Origin of the sequence: Stenotrophomonas sp. 610A2 (assembly GCF_030549615.1) — a bacterium.
In the GTDB taxonomy this organism is placed as follows: domain Bacteria; phylum Pseudomonadota; class Gammaproteobacteria; order Xanthomonadales; family Xanthomonadaceae; genus Stenotrophomonas; species Stenotrophomonas pigmentata.
Genome location: NZ_CP130832.1, coordinates 3546537 through 3566618, shown reverse-complemented (window position 1 = coordinate 3566618; position 20082 = coordinate 3546537). Strand labels below are relative to the sequence as shown.

The 20082-nt window shown below is 63.9% G+C and carries 17 protein-coding genes; 13 read left to right on the top strand and 4 right to left on the bottom strand.

Annotated elements, in window-relative coordinates; translation table 11 throughout:
• Nucleotides 1-11: 11 nt before the first annotated feature.
• The 3 genes from rdgB to rph are packed head-to-tail and all read right to left on the bottom strand — an operon-like array spanning nt 12 to nt 1722.
• Nucleotides 12-611: an RdgB/HAM1 family non-canonical purine NTP pyrophosphatase gene (gene rdgB / locus Q5Z11_RS15900; RefSeq protein ID WP_303747286.1), complete on the bottom strand. Its 600-nt coding sequence runs from the start codon at nt 609-611 to the stop codon at nt 12-14.
• On the bottom strand, nt 608-997 hold the full coding sequence (locus Q5Z11_RS15895) for a VOC family protein (protein WP_303747285.1): 390 nt from the start codon (nt 995-997) through the stop codon (nt 608-610). Before Q5Z11_RS15895 ends, rdgB begins: the two co-directional genes overlap by 4 nt.
• Nucleotides 994-1722 (bottom strand): ribonuclease PH, encoded by a 729-nt coding sequence (rph, locus tag Q5Z11_RS15890; RefSeq protein WP_282271468.1) that lies wholly within the window; start codon nt 1720-1722, stop codon nt 994-996. Before rph ends, Q5Z11_RS15895 begins: the two co-directional genes overlap by 4 nt.
• Before the next feature lie 110 nt (nt 1723-1832).
• Between rph and Q5Z11_RS15885 the strand changes: the two genes are divergently transcribed.
• The 6 genes from Q5Z11_RS15885 (at nt 1833) to Q5Z11_RS15860 (ending at nt 8624) form a co-directional block, all read left to right on the top strand.
• The gene (locus Q5Z11_RS15885; RefSeq protein ID WP_282271467.1) at nt 1833-2693 is read left to right on the top strand and encodes a YicC/YloC family endoribonuclease; all 861 of its coding nucleotides are present in this window, start codon (nt 1833-1835) and stop codon (nt 2691-2693) included.
• Nucleotides 2694-2869: 176 nt separating this feature from the next.
• A complete protein-coding gene (gene gmk / locus Q5Z11_RS15880; RefSeq protein WP_296250265.1) occupies nt 2870-3490 on the top strand; it encodes a guanylate kinase in 621 nt (206 codons plus the stop codon).
• 124 nt (nt 3491-3614) lie between these two features.
• Nucleotides 3615-3914: a DNA-directed RNA polymerase subunit omega gene (gene rpoZ / locus Q5Z11_RS15875; protein ID WP_282271463.1), complete on the top strand. Its 300-nt coding sequence runs from the start codon at nt 3615-3617 to the stop codon at nt 3912-3914.
• A gap of 106 nt (nt 3915-4020) precedes the next feature.
• Nucleotides 4021-6180, top strand: coding sequence for a RelA/SpoT family protein (locus Q5Z11_RS15870; protein WP_303747284.1), 2160 nt, complete (start codon nt 4021-4023; stop codon nt 6178-6180).
• Nucleotides 6181-6890: 710 nt separating this feature from the next.
• Nucleotides 6891-7523 carry an FABP family protein gene (locus Q5Z11_RS15865; RefSeq protein ID WP_303747283.1) on the top strand — a complete coding sequence of 211 codons (633 nt, stop codon included), beginning with the start codon at nt 6891-6893 and terminating at the stop codon, nt 7521-7523.
• Nucleotides 7524-8240: 717 nt separating this feature from the next.
• A complete protein-coding gene (locus Q5Z11_RS15860) occupies nt 8241-8624 on the top strand; it encodes a RidA family protein (RefSeq protein WP_303747282.1) in 384 nt (127 codons plus the stop codon).
• A gap of 56 nt (nt 8625-8680) precedes the next feature.
• Here Q5Z11_RS15860 and Q5Z11_RS15855 read toward each other — a convergent pair whose 3' ends face one another.
• Complete coding sequence (locus Q5Z11_RS15855; protein ID WP_303747281.1) at nt 8681-9718, bottom strand: AraC family transcriptional regulator; 1038 nt, start codon at nt 9716-9718, stop codon at nt 8681-8683.
• A gap of 119 nt (nt 9719-9837) precedes the next feature.
• Here Q5Z11_RS15855 and Q5Z11_RS15850 point away from each other — a divergent pair, with 119 nt between their 5' ends.
• From Q5Z11_RS15850 to Q5Z11_RS15820, 7 genes are all read left to right on the top strand, one after another.
• Nucleotides 9838-11073, top strand: coding sequence for a parallel beta-helix domain-containing protein (locus Q5Z11_RS15850; protein ID WP_303747280.1), 1236 nt, complete (start codon nt 9838-9840; stop codon nt 11071-11073).
• 9 nt (nt 11074-11082) lie between these two features.
• Entirely contained in the window at nt 11083-12270 is a 1188-nt protein-coding gene (locus tag Q5Z11_RS15845) for an SO2930 family diheme c-type cytochrome (protein ID WP_303747279.1), read from the top strand.
• An 81-nt stretch (nt 12271-12351) separates the two neighbouring features.
• Nucleotides 12352-14748 carry a TonB-dependent receptor gene (locus Q5Z11_RS15840; protein ID WP_303747278.1) on the top strand — a complete coding sequence of 799 codons (2397 nt, stop codon included), beginning with the start codon at nt 12352-12354 and terminating at the stop codon, nt 14746-14748.
• 200 nt (nt 14749-14948) lie between these two features.
• Nucleotides 14949-17078, top strand: a complete 2130-nt coding sequence (recG, locus tag Q5Z11_RS15835; protein ID WP_303747277.1) for an ATP-dependent DNA helicase RecG — start codon at nt 14949-14951, stop codon at nt 17076-17078.
• Nucleotides 17079-17143: 65 nt separating this feature from the next.
• Entirely contained in the window at nt 17144-18082 is a 939-nt protein-coding gene (locus tag Q5Z11_RS15830) for a nucleoside hydrolase (protein WP_303747276.1), read from the top strand.
• A 99-nt stretch (nt 18083-18181) separates the two neighbouring features.
• A complete protein-coding gene (locus Q5Z11_RS15825; RefSeq protein WP_054657059.1) occupies nt 18182-18424 on the top strand; it encodes a type B 50S ribosomal protein L31 in 243 nt (80 codons plus the stop codon).
• A 278-nt stretch (nt 18425-18702) separates the two neighbouring features.
• Entirely contained in the window at nt 18703-19977 is a 1275-nt protein-coding gene (locus Q5Z11_RS15820; RefSeq protein ID WP_303747275.1) for a citrate synthase, read from the top strand.
• The last annotated feature ends 105 nt before the right edge of the window (nt 19978-20082 follow it).

Genomic DNA, 20082 nt, shown 5'->3' with positions numbered 1-20082 from the left:
GATCTCCGTGGTCAATCGAAACTAAGTTGCGACATGCGCTGCAACAACAGCTGCAGCGCCTTGGCGCGGTGGCTGCGGCCGTTCTTCTGCGCCGGTTCCATCTGCGCAGCGGTCAGGCCCAGTTCTTCATCCAGGAACACCGGGTTGTAGCCGAAGCCATTGCTGCCGCGCAGTTCGTCGATGATGCGGCCTTCCCAGCTGCCTTCGCAGATCAGCGGTTGCGGATCGTTGGCATGGCGCAGCAGCACGATCACCGCGTAGAAGCGCGCGGTGCGGCGTTCGGCCGGGACATCGCGCAGCGCATCAAGCAGCTTGGTGTTGTTGGCGGCATCGTCGGTAGGGCTGCCGGCGTAGCGCGCGCTGTAAAGGCCGGGCGCACCGTCCAATGCATCGACGATGAGGCCGGAGTCGTCGGCCAGCGCTGGCAGGCCGGTCACCGCGCAGGCATGGCGGGCCTTGATCAGCGCGTTCTCGACGAAGGTCAGGCCGGTTTCCGGCACATCGTCCACGCCCAGTTCGCGCTGCGGCACGATCTGCAGCGGCAGGTCGGCCAACATGGCCTGCAGTTCCTTCAATTTGCCAGCGTTGCCGCTGGCCAATACCAGTTTCATTGCTTGGGCTCCAACAAGTCCCAGGTGTTGCCGTACAGGTCGCGGAACACCGCGACCGTGGCATAGGGTTCTTCGCGTGGCGCTTCGAGGAATTCGACGCCCTGCGCGGTCATTGCCGCGTGGTCGCGCCAGAAATCATCGGTGTTGAGGAAAAAGCCAACGCGGCCACCGGTCTGGTTGCCGATGCGGCTGCGCTGTTCTTCATCGCTGGCACGCGCCAACAGCAGCGCGGCGGCGCTGCCATCGGTGGGGCCGACCACTACCCAGCGCTTGCGGCCCTGGTCGATGTCTTCCAACAGCTGGAAGCCGAGCTTGCCGGTGTACCAGGCGATGGCTTCGTCGTAGTCGGCGACCACGAGGGTGACCAGGGCAAGGCGCCGGCTCATGCCTGCGCCAACGCCGCCTGCTGGGCGTCGAACAGCTCGCGGATGCCCTTTTCAGCCAGCACCAGCAGCGCGTCCAGTTCCTCGCGGCGGAAAGCGTGGCCTTCGGCCGTGCCCTGCAGCTCGATGAAGCCACCACCGTCGTTCATGACGATGTTCATGTCGGTATCGCAGTCGCTGTCTTCCGGGTAATCCAGGTCCAGCACCGGCTGGCCCTTGTAGACGCCGACCGAGACGGCGGCCACTGCACCGAACAACGGGTTGCGCTTGATCTCGCCGCGCTTCATCAGCAGGTTCACTGCATCCACCAGCGCCACATAAGCGCCGGTGATGGCGGCGGTGCGGGTACCACCGTCGGCCTGCAGTACGTCGCAGTCCAGGGTGATGGTGCGCTCGCCCAATGCGTTGCGATCGATGCAGGCGCGCAGGGTGCGGCCGATCAGGCGCTGGATTTCCAGGGTGCGACCGCCTTGCTTGCCGCGCGCGGCTTCACGGTCGGAACGGGTGTGGGTGGAGCGCGGCAGCATGCCGTATTCGGCGGTGACCCAGCCTTCGCCCTTGCCGCGCAGGAAGCCGGGAACCCGGTTCTCGACGCTGGCGGTGCACAGCACGCGGGTGTCGCCAAAGCTCACCAGCACCGAGCCTTCGGCATGGCGGGTGAAGGAACGCTCGATGGTGACGGTGCGCATCTGGTCGGCCTGGCGGCCGCTGGGACGGGAGAAGGTCATGGGGAATCCGGTTAGTGCGAGTTGATCTGGCGGGCGTCTGGGTGGTGGATGCACCAGCGTCCAGAGGTGGCTAGGGTACCATTCGCCCTTTGAAACACATCGGAAAGCACATGATTCGGAGCATGACCGCCTATGCCGGCGGCGAACGCATCACCGCGTGGGGCACCCTGGGCTGCGAACTGCGCTCGGTGAACCACCGGTTCCTTGAAGTGGGCGTGCGTCTGCCCGAGGACCTGCGTGCGCTGGAGCCGCAGCTGCGCGAACGCGTTGCTGCCCGGGTCAGCCGCGGCAAGCTCGACCTGGTGATGCGCCTGCGGGCACCGGAAGCCGCCACCTCGCTGGCCGTCAACGAGGTGCTGGTGGATCAGCTGTCTGAATTGGCGCAGCGCCTGCACAGCCGCTTCCCCGGGATGCAGGTGGGCTTCACCGACCTGCTGCAATACCCCGGCGTGCTGCGCGCCGAGGCGACCGACAGTGCCGCCCTGCATGCCGAAGCACTGGCCTTGCTGGAAGAGACCGTCACCAGTTTCGTGCAGGCGCGCGAGCGCGAAGGCGACAAGCTGGCCACGGCAATCAGCGAGCGGGTCGATTCGGTCGAACGCATTGCCGGTGAAGTCCGCGAGCTGATCCCGGCCATCCGCGAGGGGCAGCGGGTCAAGCTGGCCGCACGCCTGGCTGACCTGCCGCACCCGGTTGATCCGGGCCGGGCGGAGCAGGAGTTGGTGATGTGGCTGCAGAAGCTCGACGTGGATGAGGAGCTGGACCGCCTGGACAGCCATATCGCGGAAATCCGCCGCGTGCTGCGCCAGCGCGAGCCGGTCGGCCGCCGCCTGGACTTCCTGCTGCAGGAGTTCAACCGCGAAGCCAATACCCTGGGCTCCAAGTCGGTGGACGCACGCACCTCCAACGCCGCCGTCGAGCTGAAGGTGCTGATCGACCAGATCCGCGAGCAGGTCCAGAACATCGAGTAAAGGGTAGTGCCGAGCCATGCTCGGCAGCGGCTCTACAGGTGGTGCTCCAGCCGAGCATGGCTCGGCTCTACAGGTGTAGCCGGCCCCCGTGGCAATTGGGGGCCTTCAACCCCCGATCCTGCACAGACCGGCCCACGCCGGTACAATGCCGGGCCATTCCGACGTTGGCCCACCGCATGCGTGGCACCCTCTATATCGTCGCTGCCCCGTCCGGGGCCGGCAAAAGCAGCATCGTCAACGCCACTCTGGCGCGTGACCCGCACATCTCGCTGTCGATTTCCTTCACCTCGCGGGCCATGCGCCCGGGCGAGGTCAACGGCAAGCATTACCACTTCGTCCCGGCTGCCGAGTTCGAGCAGATGATCGCCGCCGGTGATTTCTTCGAGCACGCGCTGGTGCATGGCGACTGGAAGGGTACAGCCCGGCAGTCGGTGGAGCCGCAGCTGGCGGCCGGCAAGGACGTGCTGCTGGAGATCGACTGGCAGGGTGCACGCCAGGTGCGCGAGAAGGTGCCGGGCGCGGTCAGCGTGTTCATCCTGCCGCCGTCGCGGCAGGCGCTGGACGAGCGCATGCGCAAGCGTGGCCAGGACAGCGAGGCGGTAATGGCCCAGCGCCTGGCCGCCGCGCGTGAGGAAATGCTGCATTACGACGAGTTCGACTACGTCATCATCAACGAGGATTTCGATACCGCCGTTGGCGAAATGTGCTCGATCTTCGCCGCCAGCCGGCTGCGCTGCGAACCCCAGCAACGCCGCCACGGCGAGCTGATCGCCTCGTTGCTGGCCCCTGAAAACTGAGCAAGTGGTTGATCCACAAGGGGCTGTTCAGGCCTTGACTTGATTCCAGGACCGGTCTGCCCCTACAATCCGTCCCCTTTCCCTCATTCGATCGAGCGGCCGTTGCAGGTCGCCGGGAGCCCGCATGGCCCGCATTACCGTAGAAGATTGCCTGGAAGTCGTTAACAACCGTTTTGAGCTGGTCATGATGGCGTCCAAGCGCGCCCGTCAGCTGGCCAATGGTGTCCAGGCGACGATCGACAACAGCGAGAGCGAGGACAAGCCGACGGTGTTGGCGCTGCGCGAAATCGCTGCCCGTCGCATCGACAACGAGCTGATCGAGGAAGTCGAGAAGTCCGAGCGCGAGCGCATCGAGCGTGAAGCACTGGAATGGGCAGCCGCTGAAGTGGTCGCCGACGAAGACATGTCCAAGAACGACGATTGATTGCCTCTTCGGCATCGATTGATGTTGTCTGCAAACAGCCCGCCAAAAGCGGGCTGTTTGCGTTGTAGGAATTGCCGTGGAACGCCTGCTGGCATAGTCTTCTGCCATGAACCCAGGCCCTTCCGCCCAGGTAGCCACGCCCGCGGGCGGGGTGGTACCTGATTACGTACTGCAACTCGAACGCGCAGCCAGCTACCTCCCCACCGAGCAGCTGCCGCTGCTGCGTCGTGCCTGGGAGGTCGGGGCGGCTGCGCATGCCGGCCAGACCCGCAAATCCGGCGAACCGTATATCACCCATCCGGTGGCGGTGGCGCGCATCCTGGCCGAACTCGGCCTGGATGTTGAAACCCTGATCGCGGCGATCCTGCACGACACCATCGAGGACACACCGCTCACCGGCGAGGAGCTGGCCGCCGAGTTCGGCCAGGCCGTGGCCGACCTGGTCGAGGGCGTCACCAAGCTGGACAAGCTCAAGTTCCGCGACCGCCAGGAAGCTGCGGCGGAGAGCTTTCGCAAGATGTTGCTGGCGATGTCGCGCGACCTGCGCGTGATCATGATCAAGCTGGCTGACCGCCTGCACAACATGCGCACCCTGGGTGCACAGAGTGCCGAGGCGCGGCGCCGCATCGCCACCGAAACGCTGGATATCTACGCGCCCATCGCCCAGCGCCTGGGCATGAACCTGATCAAATCCGAGCTGCAGAACCTCGGCTTCCGCGCGCTGTACCCGTGGCGCCACGCCATCATCGAGAAACACATCCGCAGCCAGCCGGTGGTGCGTCGTGAGTCGATGGCGCAGGTGGAAGTACAGCTGTCGCAGCGCCTGGCGCGTGAAGGGCTGGAGCATCGCCTGATCAGCCGCATCAAGACGCCCTGGAGCATCTATACCAAGATGCGCGAGGAGAACAAAAGCTTCGACCAGGTCATGGATGTGTTCGGCTTCCGCCTGGTGATGCGCAACGTACCCAACTGCTACCACGCACTGGGCGGCGTGCATGCCGCGTTCAAACCGCTGGACGGGCGCTTCCGCGATTTCATCGCCATCCCCAAGGCCAACGGTTACCAGTCGCTGCACACGGTGCTGTTCGGGCCGTACGGCTCCCCGATCGAAGTGCAGATCCGCACCGAGGAAATGGACCTGATCGCCGAGCGCGGTGTGGCCGCGCACTGGACCTACAAGTTCGGTGGCGACGGCCCCAACAGTGCGCAGAGCAGGGCGCATGCCTGGATCGTCGAGTTGATCGATTCGCAGCGCACCGCAGGTTCGTCGCTGGAGTTCCTCGACAACGTCAAGGTTGACCTGTTCCCGGACGAGGTCTACCTGTTCACGCCCAAGGGCAAGATCCTGGCGCTGCCGCGCAATTCGACCGCGCTGGATTTCGCCTATGCCGTGCACACCGATGTGGGCAACCGCGCGGTCGCATCGCGCGTGGACAAGAAGCTGGTGCCGCTGCGCACGCGCCTGGTCAGCGGGCAGACGGTGGAAATCATCACCGCGCGCTCGGCCTCGCCCAAGCCGCAGTGGCTGGAGTTCGTGGTCAGCAGCAAGGCGCGCACCGCGATCCGTCACCAGCTCAAGCAGCTGGAGCACGAGGATGCGGTACAGCTCGGTCACAGCATGCTGGACCGCGCGCTGGAAGCGATGGACAGCTCGATCGAGCGGCTGCCCAAGGGGCGCCTGGACGCTTTCCTCACCGAGCACCGTTACCCGCGCCTGGAGGCCTTCCTGGCCGATGTCGCGCTGGGCAACTGGATGCCAACCCAGGCCGCGCAGGCGCTGATGTCGTATGCCGAACTGCGCGCTAGTGGCGTCACTCATCGCGCCCAGGAGAAGATCCTGATCAACGGCAGCGAGCGTGGCGTGGTCAGCTTCGCCAACTGTTGTCAGCCGATTCCGGGCGACGACATCATGGGTTACCACACGGCCGGCAAGGGCATCGTCGTGCATCGGCTGGATTGCCCGAACCTGGCCGAACTGCGCAAGACGCCGGATCGCTGGGTGCCGATTGGCTGGGATACCAGCGTGGTCGGCGACTACGACACCGCGTTGGTGGTCGAGGTGGAGAACGGCACCGGCGTGCTGGCGCAGCTGGCTGCCGCCATCGCCCACAGCCATTCCAACATCGAGCGCGTGGACTACCTGGACCGCGATTTCAACGCCGCGGTGCTGTGCTTCAACATCCAGGTCCGCGACCGCAACCACCTGGCCGAAGTAATGCGTCGCCTGCGCCGCCTGCAGGTAGTGCAGTCCGTCCGCCGCCAATAAGGGCAGTGCCGAGCTATGCTCGGCAGAAGCCTTACCGATGTTGTTGTAGGAGCGGCGTCAGCCGCGAAGCTGACGCCGTTGAGATTACGGATGTGTCTGTAATCCGCTCGATCATGAGCTTCGCGGCTGACGCCGCTCCTACAAAACCACGTCGGGTTCACCAGTAGCGCCCCAGCCGAGCATGGCTCGGCGCTACCTGTATTCCGCTATCCACACAGACTGTGTCCTGCTGCATACACAAGCTGTGGATAAGGCCGTGCAGCCCTTGTGCCACGGCCCTCTGCAAGGCATGGTGATTTTTTGTCCACGCGCTGTGGGCAAGCCGCCGTAGTGCCGAGCCATGCTCGGCAGGGGCCTTGCCGACATTGTTGTAGGAGCGGTGTGAGCCGCGAAGCTGGCAGTGCTGGAGCAGCCGGGCTGCCCGCAATCTGAAAGACCATCTGCTTCGCGGCTTACGCCGCTCCCACGAAACCCACAGCTGGCTTTTCGATAGAGCCCCAGCCGAGCATGGCTCGGCTCTACCTGTATCCCGCTATCCACACAGCTTGTGTCCTGCTACCTACACAAGTTGTGGATAACCGCGCGCAGCCCTTGTGCTGCGGTCCTCTGCAAAACATGGTGATATTTTGTCCATCACTTGTGGACAGGTGGAGGTGAGCCTGCAGCGTGTTCTGCGTACCATGGGCGGGATACCCACATGGCTGTACCTCATGACGACGTTCCCGGAAGACATCTATACCGAACCCACCGCCGATACCGATACGCTGGCCAACCTGGGGCCACTGGCGCCGCTGGCCGGCATCTGGATCGGCGAGCGCGGCATGGACGTCCATCCCAAGGCGGATGGCCCCGAACGGCAGGCCTTCATTGAACACGTCGAACTGCAGCCGATCGACGCGCAGCCCAATGGCCCGCAGTTGTTCTACGGGCTGCGTTATCACACCCGCATCCACAAGCCCGGTGAAGTGGAGACCTTCCACGATCAGGTCGGCTACTGGCTGTGGGAGCCGGCGACCGGCACGGTGATCCAGACGCTGACCATCCCGCGCGGGCAGACCGCGATGGCGGTTGGCAAGGCGGCGCCCGATGCGAAGCGCTTCCGCCTGCGCGCCGAGCGTGGCTCGATGACCAATGGCATCAGCTCCAACCCGTTCCTGGAACACGCGTTCCGTACCGACAGCTACGAGATCGAGGTCACCATCAATGACGACGGCAGCTGGTCCTACGAACAGGAAACGATGCTGGTCATCCCGGACCGCAGCGCGCCGTTCGCGCATACCGACCGCAATACGCTGCGCCGGATCGGCGAGCCAACGCCCAACCCGACCGCGCGGGCTGCGTAGTGCCGAGCCATGCTCGGCAACGGCTCTACCGATAGGTTAGACGCACTTGTGGGAGCGGCGTCAGCCGCGAAGCTGGTGCCAGTGAATCGAGCAGGCATGCAGGCCAGCTGGATGGATCATCTGCTTCGCGGCTGACGCCGCTCCCACAAACCCAACAGCTGGTTCTTCGGTAGAGCCCCAGCCGAGCATGGCTCGGCTCTACCTGTATTCCGCTATCCACACAGACTGTGTCCTGCTGTATACACAAGCTGTGGATAAGGCCGCGCAGCCCTTGCGCTGCGGACCTCTGCAAAACATGGTGATATTTTGTCCACGACCTGTGGATGGCACGAATGTAGTGCCGAACCATGCGCGGCAGGGGCTTTGCCGATAAGGCATAGGCACTGGTAGGAGCGGCGTGAGCCGCGAAGCTGGCAGCAATGAATCGAGCAGGCATGCTGGCTAGCTGGATGGATCACCTGCTTCGCGGCTGACGCCGCTCCCACAAATCTGCCGCTAAGGCCCCAGCCGAGCATGGCTCGGCTCTACCTGCATGTGGCTATCCACACAGCTTGTGCCCTGTGATGCCTACAAGTTGTGGATAAGCCTTTGCAGGCCTTGTGCTGTAAAGCTTTCGGATCTCTGGTTATTTTTTGACCAAGGCCAGCCCAGCCCGGTCAGCTGCCCGCCAAGCGGGCGACGCTACAATGGCCCACCTTTTCCAGACTGGAGTTGTCCATGTCCCGCCAGATCATCAACACCGCCAAGGCCCCGGCCGCCATCGGCCCGTACTCGCAGGCCGTGCGTGCCGGCAACACCGTGTATTTCTCTGGCCAGATTCCGCTGGACCCGGCGACCGGTGAAATCGTCGCTGGCGACGTCACCGCGCAGGCCCGTCGCGCCTTCGACAACCTCAAGGCCGTGGCCGAGGAAGCCGGTGGCTCGCTGGACAAGATGGTCCGCCTTGGCCTGTACCTGACCGACCTGGGCGAGTTCGCCAAGGTCAATGCGGTCATGCAGGAGTACTTCCAGGCCCCGTTCCCGGCCCGTTCGACCATCGAAGTGTCGGGCCTGCCGAAGGGCGCCGCGTTCGAAGTCGACGCGATCATGATCATCGACTGATCCGCTGCGCGGATTCGGTGGTGAAGCAGATGCCCGGGAAACCGGGCATCTGCGTTTCAGTTTGGCGGCAAACGGGTTCCGCTCGGGGTCTGCCCGGTCCAGCGCTTGAAGGCGCGGCGGAACTCGCGCGCGTCGTTGAAGCCCAGCTGGTTGCCGATCGCGGCAACGGCGAGCTCGGGGTCCTGCAGCAGTTCCAATGCGCGCTCGGTGCGCACGCGGTCGTGGACCTCGCTGAAGCTGGTTTCCTCGTCGGCTAGTTGCCTGCGCAGGGTGCGCTCGCTCAGGTGCAGGGCCAGCGCGATTTCGCTCATCTGCGGGTTATCGCGCAGCCGTGGCCGCAACTGGCGCTCGACCGCAGCGGTGGTCTCACCGCGCGAAGCCAGTGTTGCCAGTTGCGCGTGGCACATCGACAAGGCCTGCAGCGAGGTCACGGGGTTGTAGCTGGCAAACGGCAGTTGCATCCAGCGCTGGTCCAGTATCAGGGCGTGGCGTGGCTGGTTGAAGCGCAGCTCACAGCGGAACAAGGCCTGGTACTGGTCGATGCAGGCCGGTGCCGGGTAGCCCAGTTCCAGCCGCAGCGGGCTGAACTCGTTGCCAGCCAGCTCGCGGCCCAGCATCACGATGCTGGAAAACATTTCCTCGCAGAGGAACTGCAGCAGGTCGTTGGCTTCATCCGGCGCGGTGGCGACGATGGCCAGGCTGTCGCTGCCGCCGTCTTCCAGGGCCAGGCTCATCAGCGGGCCAAGATTGCGCTGGTAATCCAGGCCGATCCGTACCGCGTCACCAAAGGTGCGTGCGGTTTTCATCGCCAGCCCAAGCAGGCCGAAGTTGCCGCCGTTCTGGTTGCCACCCATGGCCAGACCAACGCCATCAATGGGAAAGGTCGGTAGGGCGCGGCGTATCACCTCGATCGCCTGCCGGTAGGAAATACGGGCACTGGGATCATTGAGCTGCGCCGCGCTCAGCTGCAGTCCGTTGAACCAGTTATCGCTACTGACGCCGCGTTGCTCGGCCAGCAACAACAGGCCACAGAGCATGTTGGTTGGAACGTTGGCGATGCTCAGGCGGTCGCCGCCGCTGATCCTGCGATGCATTCAAGCCCCTCCAGCTTGTCCGCTTTGCCCCCCCAAGTATGCCGTTCTTGCCCTTCGCGTGAACACTGCCTGAAGGTGAGACTGCAGACCAACATCGGCCGGCGTATGGAGTCGGAATCATGCAGCGCAGCATCATCTGGGTAGTTTCCACCGGCTTGGCCGTGCTGACGGCCGGTTGCCAGAAGCAGGCCGAGCTGGCACCCGTTGTGGCGGCCGCTGATGCCGCCTTCGCGGCAACGCTGCAGGAGCGCCTGCTCGATGCCAAGCCCGGTGACGTGATCGATATCCCGGCCGGTCGCCACCAGTTCGAGCGCAGCCTGAGCCTGCGAGCCGATGGCGTGACCATCCGTGGCGCCGGCATGGACCAGACTGTGCTCAGCTTCAAGGGGCAGAAGGCCGGCGCCGAAGGGCTGCTGGTCAACGGCGACAACTTCACCATCGAGAACCTCACCATCGAGGATTCCAAGGGTGATGGTCTGAAGATCAGCGAGTCGGAGAACATCACCATCCGAGGGGTAAAGGTGCAGTGGAGCGGTGGCCCCAGCACCAAGAACGGCGCCTATGGCATCTACCCGGTGCTGACCAAGAACGTGCTGATCGAGAACACCATTTCCATCGGTGCCTCCGATGCCGGCATCTATGTTGGCCAGTCCGATGGGGTGATCGTGCGCAACAGCCGTGCCGAGCAGAACGTGGCCGGCATCGAGGTCGAGAACACCCGCAATGCCGATGTGTACGACAACGTCGCCACCGGCAATACCGGCGGCATCCTGGTGTTCAACATGCCGGGTCTGTCGCAGCAGGGCGGCAATATCCGCGTGTTCAACAACAAGGTCATCGCCAACAACCACGAGAACTTCGGTGCCAAGGGCACGCCGGTGGCCAGCGTGCCGGCCGGTTCGGGCATCGTCATCAATTCCAACGATGACATCGAGGTGTTCGACAACGAGGTGCGCGACAACGCCACCACCAACATCATCGTCTCCAGCGTGTATTCCACCGGCTACAAGGACAGCAGCGCCTCGCCCAATTTCGATCCATATCCGGAGCGCATCCATATCCACAACAACACCTTGTCCGGCGGTGGTGATTCGCCCGACGGGTTGGATCTGAAGGCCTTGAAAGTGGCGATGTATGGCCTGACCGGCAGCTTCCCTGACGTGCTGTGGGATGGCTACTACAACAAGGAGCGGATGGTGGACGGGGTCAAGCTTGGCCCACAGATCTGCCTGCGCAACGTCAGCGGTGTGGTCAATGCCGATGGTCCTGGCGGTTACAAGAACCCGAGCAAGGATGCCAAGCCATTTGAATGCGATCTGCCGCGCTTGCCGGCCATCGATTTGAAGCGCGGTTGAGGCCAGGGCATGCGCAATCTGATGGTGCGGGCGATTGTGTTGGTCGGCGCCTTGCTGATGCTGGTGGCCTGCGGCAAACCGGCTGCGGTGCATTTCTTCGAGCAGGGCCAGCCAGCGACGCTGGATGAATGGCATGTGCTGCGCATCCGCGATGGCAGACTGTCGCTCAATGACGGCGTGGTGCCGTATGACCTGAACACTCCGCTGTTCAGTGATTACGCGCACAAGCTGCGCACGGTATGGATGCCGAAGGGGCAGGCCGCTGGTTACCAACCGGAGCATGCCTTCGACTTCCCGGTCGGCACCATTCTCAGCAAGACCTTCTACTATCCGCTGCCGGCGAGCGGTGCAGCCGATGGGAAGTCGGTGGCACGCACGCCACCTTCGCAGTCCTCGTTGCGTGAAGAGAGCCTGGACTTGTCCAAGGTCCGCTTGATCGAGACCCGGCTGCTGGTCCACCGCAAGGAAGGCTGGGTGGCCTTGCCCTATGTCTGGAATCAAGAGCAGACCGCAGCGACCTTGCAGCGTACCGGTGCCAGTGTTGACCTGGAACTGGTGGCTGCGGACGGCTCACGCGAAGCACTTGCGTACCAGGTGCCGGACCAGAACCAGTGCGGCGGCTGCCATATCACCGACAACCGCTCGCGCAAGCTGCTGCCGATCGGCCCCAAGGCCCGCAACCTCAATCGCGATTTCGACTACCTAAGCGGCCACGACAACCAGCTCGCTCATCTGGTCAAGCTCGGCTACCTGAAAGACCTGCCTGCACCGGCACAGCTGCCACGCGCGGCCGATGCCACTGATCCCGCCGCGCCGCTGGAGGCGCGTGCACGCGCCTATCTGGACGTGAACTGCGGTCACTGCCATAGCCGCACTGGCCCGGCCATCACCTCGGGGCTGTGGCTGGACGCACCCACCCGGGATCACCTGAAGCTGGGCATGTGCAAGCAGCCGATCGCCGCCGGCAAGGGCACCGGCAACCGGCGCTATGACATCCAGCCGGGGGATGCGGATGCCTCGATCATCGCCTACCGCATGGACAGCGATGATCCGGCGGTGATGATGCCCGAGGTCGGCCGCGCGGTTGTACACAGCGAAGGCGTGACCTTGATCCGGGATTGGATCAACGCACTGCAAACAAACTGCGACACGGCTGGCGAAGGCCAGCCTGGCAATACGGGCCCGCCGGCGGTCTGACGCCGGCATACACCTCACTGCGTGGGAGAGAACGCGATGCGAGTGAAGCAACGGAATCTGGTAGTCGGACTGCAGCGGGCCATGGCCGGGCTGATGGTGGTGGGGGCAGTTGCCCCGGCGATGGCACAGTCGGCGACGGAGGATGCTGCCACCACGCTTGATCGCATCACCGTCACCGCGCAGAGCCGGCAACAGGAAATACAGGACGTGCCGATTGCCTTGCAGGTGGTCGACCAGAACCTGCTCAACGACGTTGCCGCCGAGAACCTTGGTGACATCGATGCCTTCGTGCCGGGCCTGGTGATTGATGCGGTGCAGCCAACCCAACCTTCTTTCAAACTGCGTGGCGTGGAGACCGATGACTTCGGCATCGGTACCGATCCGGCGGTGGGCATCTTCGTCGATGGCGTCTACGGCGGACGCGGCGGCGGTGTGTTGCTGCCGTTCGTCGACGTGGAACGCATCGAGGTGCTGAAGGGACCGCAGGGCACCTTGTTCGGCCGCAATACCGCCGCCGGCGCGATCTCGCTGATAACCCGCCGGCCGCAGGCCGAGACCGAGGCGCGGGCCACCGTGCGGGTGGGCAATTACGGCAAGAAATACGCCGATGCGATGTGGAACATCCCCACCGGCGACAACTCGGCGCTGCGCTTCAATGCGCTTATCAATACCAGTGACGGTTGGTTCCAGGATGGCGCCACCGGCAAGGATCTGGGTGGCGAGAACGTCTGGGCCACACGCGCTGCCTGGCAGACCCGCTTCGGCGACAACACCACTGCCTATGTGAGCTGGGACCACGAGAGCCTGGACCAGAACGGCCGTGTCACCACCGGCATCGTCGCGCTGCCCGCCTATCCGGCGCGGCCGCCCGTGCCGGTGGATCCGGATGACTACCTGGACCCGCGCAAGATCAAGACCTACAGCGATGCTGACAACGCCGAATGGCGCACCTTCGATGGTGTCAGTCTGATCGTCGACCATGCACTGTCCTGGGGCAACTTCACCTCCACCAGTTCCTGGCGCAAGTACGACTCGACCAACCACACCGAGGAAGATGGCACCAACCGCTTCGACCTGTACGTGGACTCGAAGAACACCGAGAGCAACGAGACCTTCTACCAGGAGTTCAAGTTCTCCGGCAGCAATGAGCGCTTCGACTGGGTTGCCGGTGCCAGCTACTTCGACGAGGACGCGCAACAGACCAGCGAGGTCAATACCAATACCGAGGCGGTGAACAACATCGTGCGCAACATGGGCATCGCGCCAACGCCTGATGGCAGCCTGTTCGGTTTCACCTCGCTGCTGGCGCAGATGAACGGTATTCCGATTTCGCTGGTCGGCGAGAAGTGGAACGAACGCTTCAACAACACCTTGGGCACGACGTCCTATGCGGTGTTCGGCGATGTGATCTGGAAGGCCACCGACCGCCTCAACCTGACCTTCGGCCTGCGCTACACCCGCGACGAGAAGGACTTCACCTGGCTCAACACGCCGCGCAATGCACCGGGGCTGGAAGCCAAGCTCGGCGCGCTGGAAGCGCTCGGCTTCTTCCAGGCATTGGCCGGCATGGGCATTCCCATCACCCGCGATCTGCTGACCTTCGACATGGCCTTCATTGATCCGCCGGCGATGGTCAACAAGGGCAAGCTGGTCCGCGACAAGAAGAGCTGGAGTGACTGGAGCCCGCGCTTCGTCGTCGACTACCACCTCAACGACGACACCATGGTGTTCGGCTCGCTGGCCAAGGGCTACAAGGCAGGCGGTTTCAACGCGCTGCAGATCGGCCCGGCATTCGAGAACGAGGACGTGTGGAACCTGGAGATCGGCATCAAGCAGAGCTTCAATCGCTTCTCCTACAACCTGTCCGCCTTCCACTACCAGTACGACAACCGCCAGGCGATCCGGCTGATCGACCCGGACCCGAACAACCCGGTCGACATCCCGGTCTATGTGTTCGACACCAGCGATCTTGAAGCCACCGGCGTGGACTTCGACATGCGCTGGAAAGTCACCGACGGACTGACCTTGGACGCCGCTGCCGAGTGGATCGACTCCAAGTACAAGGACTACGTGACACCTGAAGGTGTCAATCTGGACGGTGCCGCAACCGGCGAGCCACGCTTCACCGCTTCGGCTGGCGCGGTGTATCTGGCTGACCTCGGTGGCAACGGCCAGCTGCGCTTCTCGCTGCGCCAGTCCTATCGGGGAGCGGTGCGTTGCAACGCCGGCTCGGCACTGCAGGGTGACTGCGGTATCAGCAAGGTGCTGGACATCGGCGAGGCACAGCAGCGCACCGACGTGCGCATCGGCTGGACCTCGCCCCTGCAGCACTGGACCTGGGCGGTGTACGCCAACAACGTGTTCGACAAGCAATACGTGCGCGGCCTCAACACCTACGGCCGCGACCCGCTCGGTGTAGTCGGCGCAACCATCACCGACCCCCGCACCTACGGCCTGGAGATGACCGTTAAGTTCTAGCAGAGTCGCCTGCGCAAAGGGCTCCCCTCTCCCGCTTGCGGGAGAGGGGTTGGGGGTGAGGGCCTGCGCGCCACGTACAGCTACCGCACCAAGGCGCCAATCGACAAAGCAGCAGCAAATCAGCACTTGGGGAGTAGGAAACCCCGGCGTCCAACCACGCCGGGGTTTCTGTTTCCTGCGCATGACGGCATCCTTATGCAATGTCTGCACGCCGTGACCTCGCCACCCTCGATCTGTCCACCGAACCACTGAGCCGCCTGGCCGGGGTCGGGCCACGGGTGGCAGCCAAGCTGGAAGCGCGCGGCCTGACCAGCCTGCAGGACCTGTGGCTGCACCTGCCGCTGCGTTACGAGGACCGCACCACGCTGCTGCCGATCCGCGCGCTGAAGGCCGGCATGGCCGCGCAGGTGGAGGGCAGGGTGGAGGCGGTCGAACGCGGTTTCCGCTACCGGCCGGTGCTGCGGGTGGCAATCAGTGATGATTCCAGTGCCACCCTGGTGCTGCGCTTCTTCCACTTCCGCGCCGCGCAGGTCTCGCAGTTCGCGGTAGGCCGGCGCCTGCGCGCCTATGGCACGCCACGCGCGGGTCAGAATGGGCTGGAGATCGTGCATCCCAGTTATCACGTGCTCGGCGACGGCGAAGATGCCGCGCTGGGTGCGGTGCTGGATCCGGTGTATCCGGCGGTGGAGGGCATCGGCCCGGCCAGCCTGCGCAAGCTGATCGGGCAGGCGCTGGACCGCTTGCCTGACGCTGCTGCACTGGAATTACTGCCCCCGACCTTGCTTGCCGGCATGAGTCTGCCTTCCCTGCGCGACGCTTTGCTGACCATGCACCGGCCGCCGGCCGATGCTGACATCGGTGCTCTGGGCGCGGGTACGCATCCGGCGCAGCGGCGTTTGGCGATGGAAGAGCTGCTCGCCCATCATCTCAGCCTGCGTCGCCAGCGCATCGCCCTGCAGCAGCATCGCGCGCCGTCGCTGCGCGGTCGCGATGGCCTCGTCAAAGCGCTGCGCGAATCCTTGCCGTTCAAACTCACCGGCGCGCAGCAGCGCGTATTCGATGAGATCCGCAAGGATCTGGCCCGCGCGCACCCGATGCTGCGGTTGGTGCAGGGCGACGTTGGCTCCGGCAAGACCGTGGTTGCCGCATTGGCCGCGATGCTGGCGGTGGAGCGCGGCAAACAGGTGGCGCTGGCCGCGCCGACCGAGCTGTTGGCCGAGCAGCACCTGAACAATCTGCGCAGCTGGCTGGAACCGCTGGATGTGCGCGTGGCCTGGCTGGCCGGCAAGGTCACCGGCAAGGCTCGCACCAAGGTGCTGGAAGAGGTGGCCAGTGGTCATGCGCAAGTCGTGGTCGGCACTCACGCGCTGATGCAGGACAGCGTGGTCTTCAATGACCTGGCGCTGGCCATCGTCGACGAGCAGCACCGCTTCGGCGTGCACCAGCGCCTTGCCCTGCGTGACAAGGGCGCAACTGCCGGGGTGGTGCCGCATCAGCTGGTGATGACGGCCACGCCGATTCCGCGCACCCTGGCGATGGCCGCATATTCGGACCTGGACGTATCAGCCATCGACGAACTGCCACCTGGTCGCACACCGGTGCAGACCATCGCCATCAGCGCCGAGCGCCGGCCGGAACTGGTCGAACGCATCCGCATCGCCTGCCAGCAGGGCAGGCAGGTGTACTGGGTCTGCACGCTGATCGAGGAAAGTGAAGAAGATGCTGGTCCCGGCAATGCACGCATGGATGCGCAGGCCGCGCAGACCACCTTCGAGACGCTGTCGGCGCAGCTGCCTGAGTTGCGTATCGGGCTGGTGCATGGCCGGATGAAGGCCGCCGAGAAGCAGGCGGCGATGCGTGCGTTCAAGCAGGCCGAGACCGATCTGCTGGTTGCCACCACCGTGATCGAGGTTGGCGTCGATGTACCCAATGCCTCGTTGATGATCATCGAGAACGCCGAGCGGCTTGGTCTGGCCCAGCTGCACCAGCTGCGTGGGCGGGTAGGGCGCGGTGCCACCGCATCGAGCTGCGTATTGATGTACCAGGCGCCGCTGTCGGCAATGGCGCGTGAGCGGCTGGAGACCATGCGGCTCACCTCCGATGGCTTCCTGATTGCCGAGAAGGACCTGGAGCTGCGCGGTCCCGGCGAGTTGCTGGGTACCCGCCAGACCGGCCTGGCTGCCTTCCGCGTGGCCGACCTTGCCCGTGATGCAGGCCTGCTGCCGACTGTGCACGATCTGGCCGAACGCCTGCTCAATGACGCGCCGGAGCTTGCTGATCGCATCGTCAACCGCTGGATTGGTGGCGCAGTGCGCTACGCATCGGCCTGATTGCGTGCTTCCACTGTCATGGAGGCCGTGACAGACTCCATGGCCAACCAGAAGTGAAGCAGAAGATGAGCAAGAAGATACCGTTGCTGATTGATACTGATCCGGGCGTGGACGATGCGCTGGCACTGCTGATGGCCTTTGCCGATGAGCGCCACGATGTGGTCGCGTTGACAGTGGCAGCGGGCAATGTCGGCCTCGAATACACCGTGCGCAACGCGCTGAAGCTGTGCGAAGTGGCTGGCCGCGAAGACGTGCCGGTGTTCGCGGGTACCCCCGATCCGCTGGTATACCCGGCAGAAGACGCCGCGCATGTGCATGGCCGCGATGGCTTCGGCGACGTCGATCTGCCGCTGGCCGCGCGCAAGGTGGAAGCCGAGCACGCCGCGTTGGCGATCCTGCGCCTGTCGCACGAGTATGCAGGCGAGTTGCTGCTGGTCGCGCTGGGCCCGCTGACCAATATCGCGCTCGCGCTGAAGCTGGATCCCAGCCTGCCGCAGCGCGTGAAGCGCTTCGTGGTGATGGGCGGCGCGATCACGGGTCACGGCAACATCACCCCGGCCGCCGAGTTCAATATCGCCTTTGATCCGGAATCGGCGCATATCGTCTTCACCTCGTTCCCGTTCATCGAAGTCGCTGACTGGGAGGCCACCATCGCCCACGGCCTGCTGCACCGTGATGTCGAACAGTGGCTAGCTGCAGATACCGACAAGGCGCGTTTCTACGAGCTGATCTCACGCCAGACCCGGCTGTGGTCGGAAGACAGCCGTGGCGAGCGCTGGTACGCCGCCGATGCGCTGGCGATGGCCTGGGCGCTGCAGCCGGAGGGCGGCAAGGTAGTTGAACAGCGCCCGCTGTCGATCGAGCTGACCGGCACCCGTACCCGAGGTGCCACCATCGTCGACTGGAACCGCCAGACCGGCGCGGCCGACAATACGGCGCTGCTGATCGGCTACGACCAGGCCCGCTTCGAGGCCCAGGTGCGCGGGGCGCTGCTGGGCCAGTAATGGCCCGGGGGAATGGGTGGTAGTGGGCACGACTTGCCTGTTACGGCAAGTCGTGCTTATAATGGCCGTCTTGACCACCAGCCCACACGGTGCGAGCCCATGAAGGCCGATATCCATCCTGATTACCACAACGTCGTTTTCCACGACGTGACCTCTGATTTCAAGTTCCTGACCCGTTCGACCATGTCCTCCAAGGAAACGGTCAAGTGGGAAGACGGCGAAGAGTATCCGCTCGTCAAGGTTGAAATTTCCTCGGCTTCGCACCCGTTCTACACGGGCAAGCACAAGGTTATCGATACCAGCGGCCGCATCGACAAGTTCCAGAAGCGCTACGCGCGCTAATCGAACTGTTGTTGCTGCACTGACAACGGCCGCGCCTTGCGCGGCCGTTGTTTTGTCTTGCGTTTCGTATGGCTGAACCCTTGCGGAATCGGGCGGTTGTGCCAGTGCGACGCTGTGTCGCGCGGAAACTCCGGCTATAAGACTTTTGTCTTCGCAATCTGCAAATGCTGCTGTGCGATAATCGTCGGAACCGCAGTGGAAAACTGCGGAATTCCTTCACGCGCCTGCCCGCACCCCTTTCGTCAGGACAGGCGCCTTCCACTTGAGGAGCGCACACTGTGTCCGATCTTGATCAGGTCACGCTCAACGCCGGCGAAAAGTCGGTCGTTCTGCCTGTCGTCAAACCCGTACTGGGCAATAACTGTGTCGATATCTCGAAGCTGACCAAGGAAACCGGTCTCTTCACCTACGACTCGGGCTATACCGCCACCGCCAGCTGCAAGTCGGCCATCACCTACATCGATGGTGACAATGGCGTGCTGTTGTACCGCGGCTATCCGATCGAGCAGCTGGCTGCCAAGTCCAGCTTCGTCGAAGTGGCCTACCTGCTGATCAATGGCGATCGTCCGAGCGCCGACCAGCTGAAGGCTTTCGAAGCCGAACTGACCGCTGAAGCCGGCGTTGATGATTCCATCAACACCTTGATCGGCAGCTTCGCCAAGGACGCGCATCCGATGGCGATCCTGACTGCCTCGATCGCGCAGTTGTCGGCCAAGTACCACGCTTCGCTGGACCTGGAAGATGCCGAACAGCGCCGCCAGGCAGCCGTGCGTCTGATCGCCAAGGTTCCGACCCTGTCGGCGCTGATCTACCGTCACGGCGCTGGCCTGCCGGCCAACAAGCCGGACACCTCGCTGGACTATGTCAGCCGCTTCCTGAAGCAGACCTTCGAGTCGGCTGATGGCAAGTACGATCTGAACAAGGACGTGGTCAAGGCGCTGGACCTGCTGTTCATCCTGCATGCCGACCACGAGCAGAACGCCTCGACCTCGACCGTGCGTCTGGTCGGCTCCACCGGCGCCAACCCGTATGCATCGGTCGCCGCTGGCGTCACCGCGCTGTGGGGCCCGGCACATGGCGGCGCCAACGAAGCCGTGCTGAAGATGCTGGAAGAGATCGGTTCGGCCGACAATGTCGAGTCCGCTGTGGTCAAGGCCAAGGACAAGACCTCGGGCTTCCGCCTGATGGGCTTCGGTCACCGCGTCTACAAGAACTTCGATCCACGCGCCAAGGTCATCGGTGAGATGACCAAGCAGGTGCTGGGTCAGCTCGGCGTGCAGGATCCGCTGCTCGACGTTGCCGTCAAGCTGGAGCAGGCTGCACTGCAGGACGAGTACTTCGTTGCCCGCAAGCTGTACCCGAACGTCGACTTCTACAGCGGCATCATCTACAAGGCACTGAACATCCCGACCGAGATGTTCACCGTCATGTTCGCGCTGGGCCGTACCGCTGGCTGGGTATCGCATTGGCTGGAACAGCAGGTTGATCCGGAAATGAAGATTGGCCGTCCGCGCCAGGTCTACACCGGCCACGACGTGCGCGACTACAAGTAATGGCAACGGCGCAGCAATGCGCCGCTTCCATCACGACAAAAACCCCGCTTCGGCGGGGTTTTTGTTTGTGTGTCGGTTCCACAAGAGCAGGGATGCCCGGTAGTG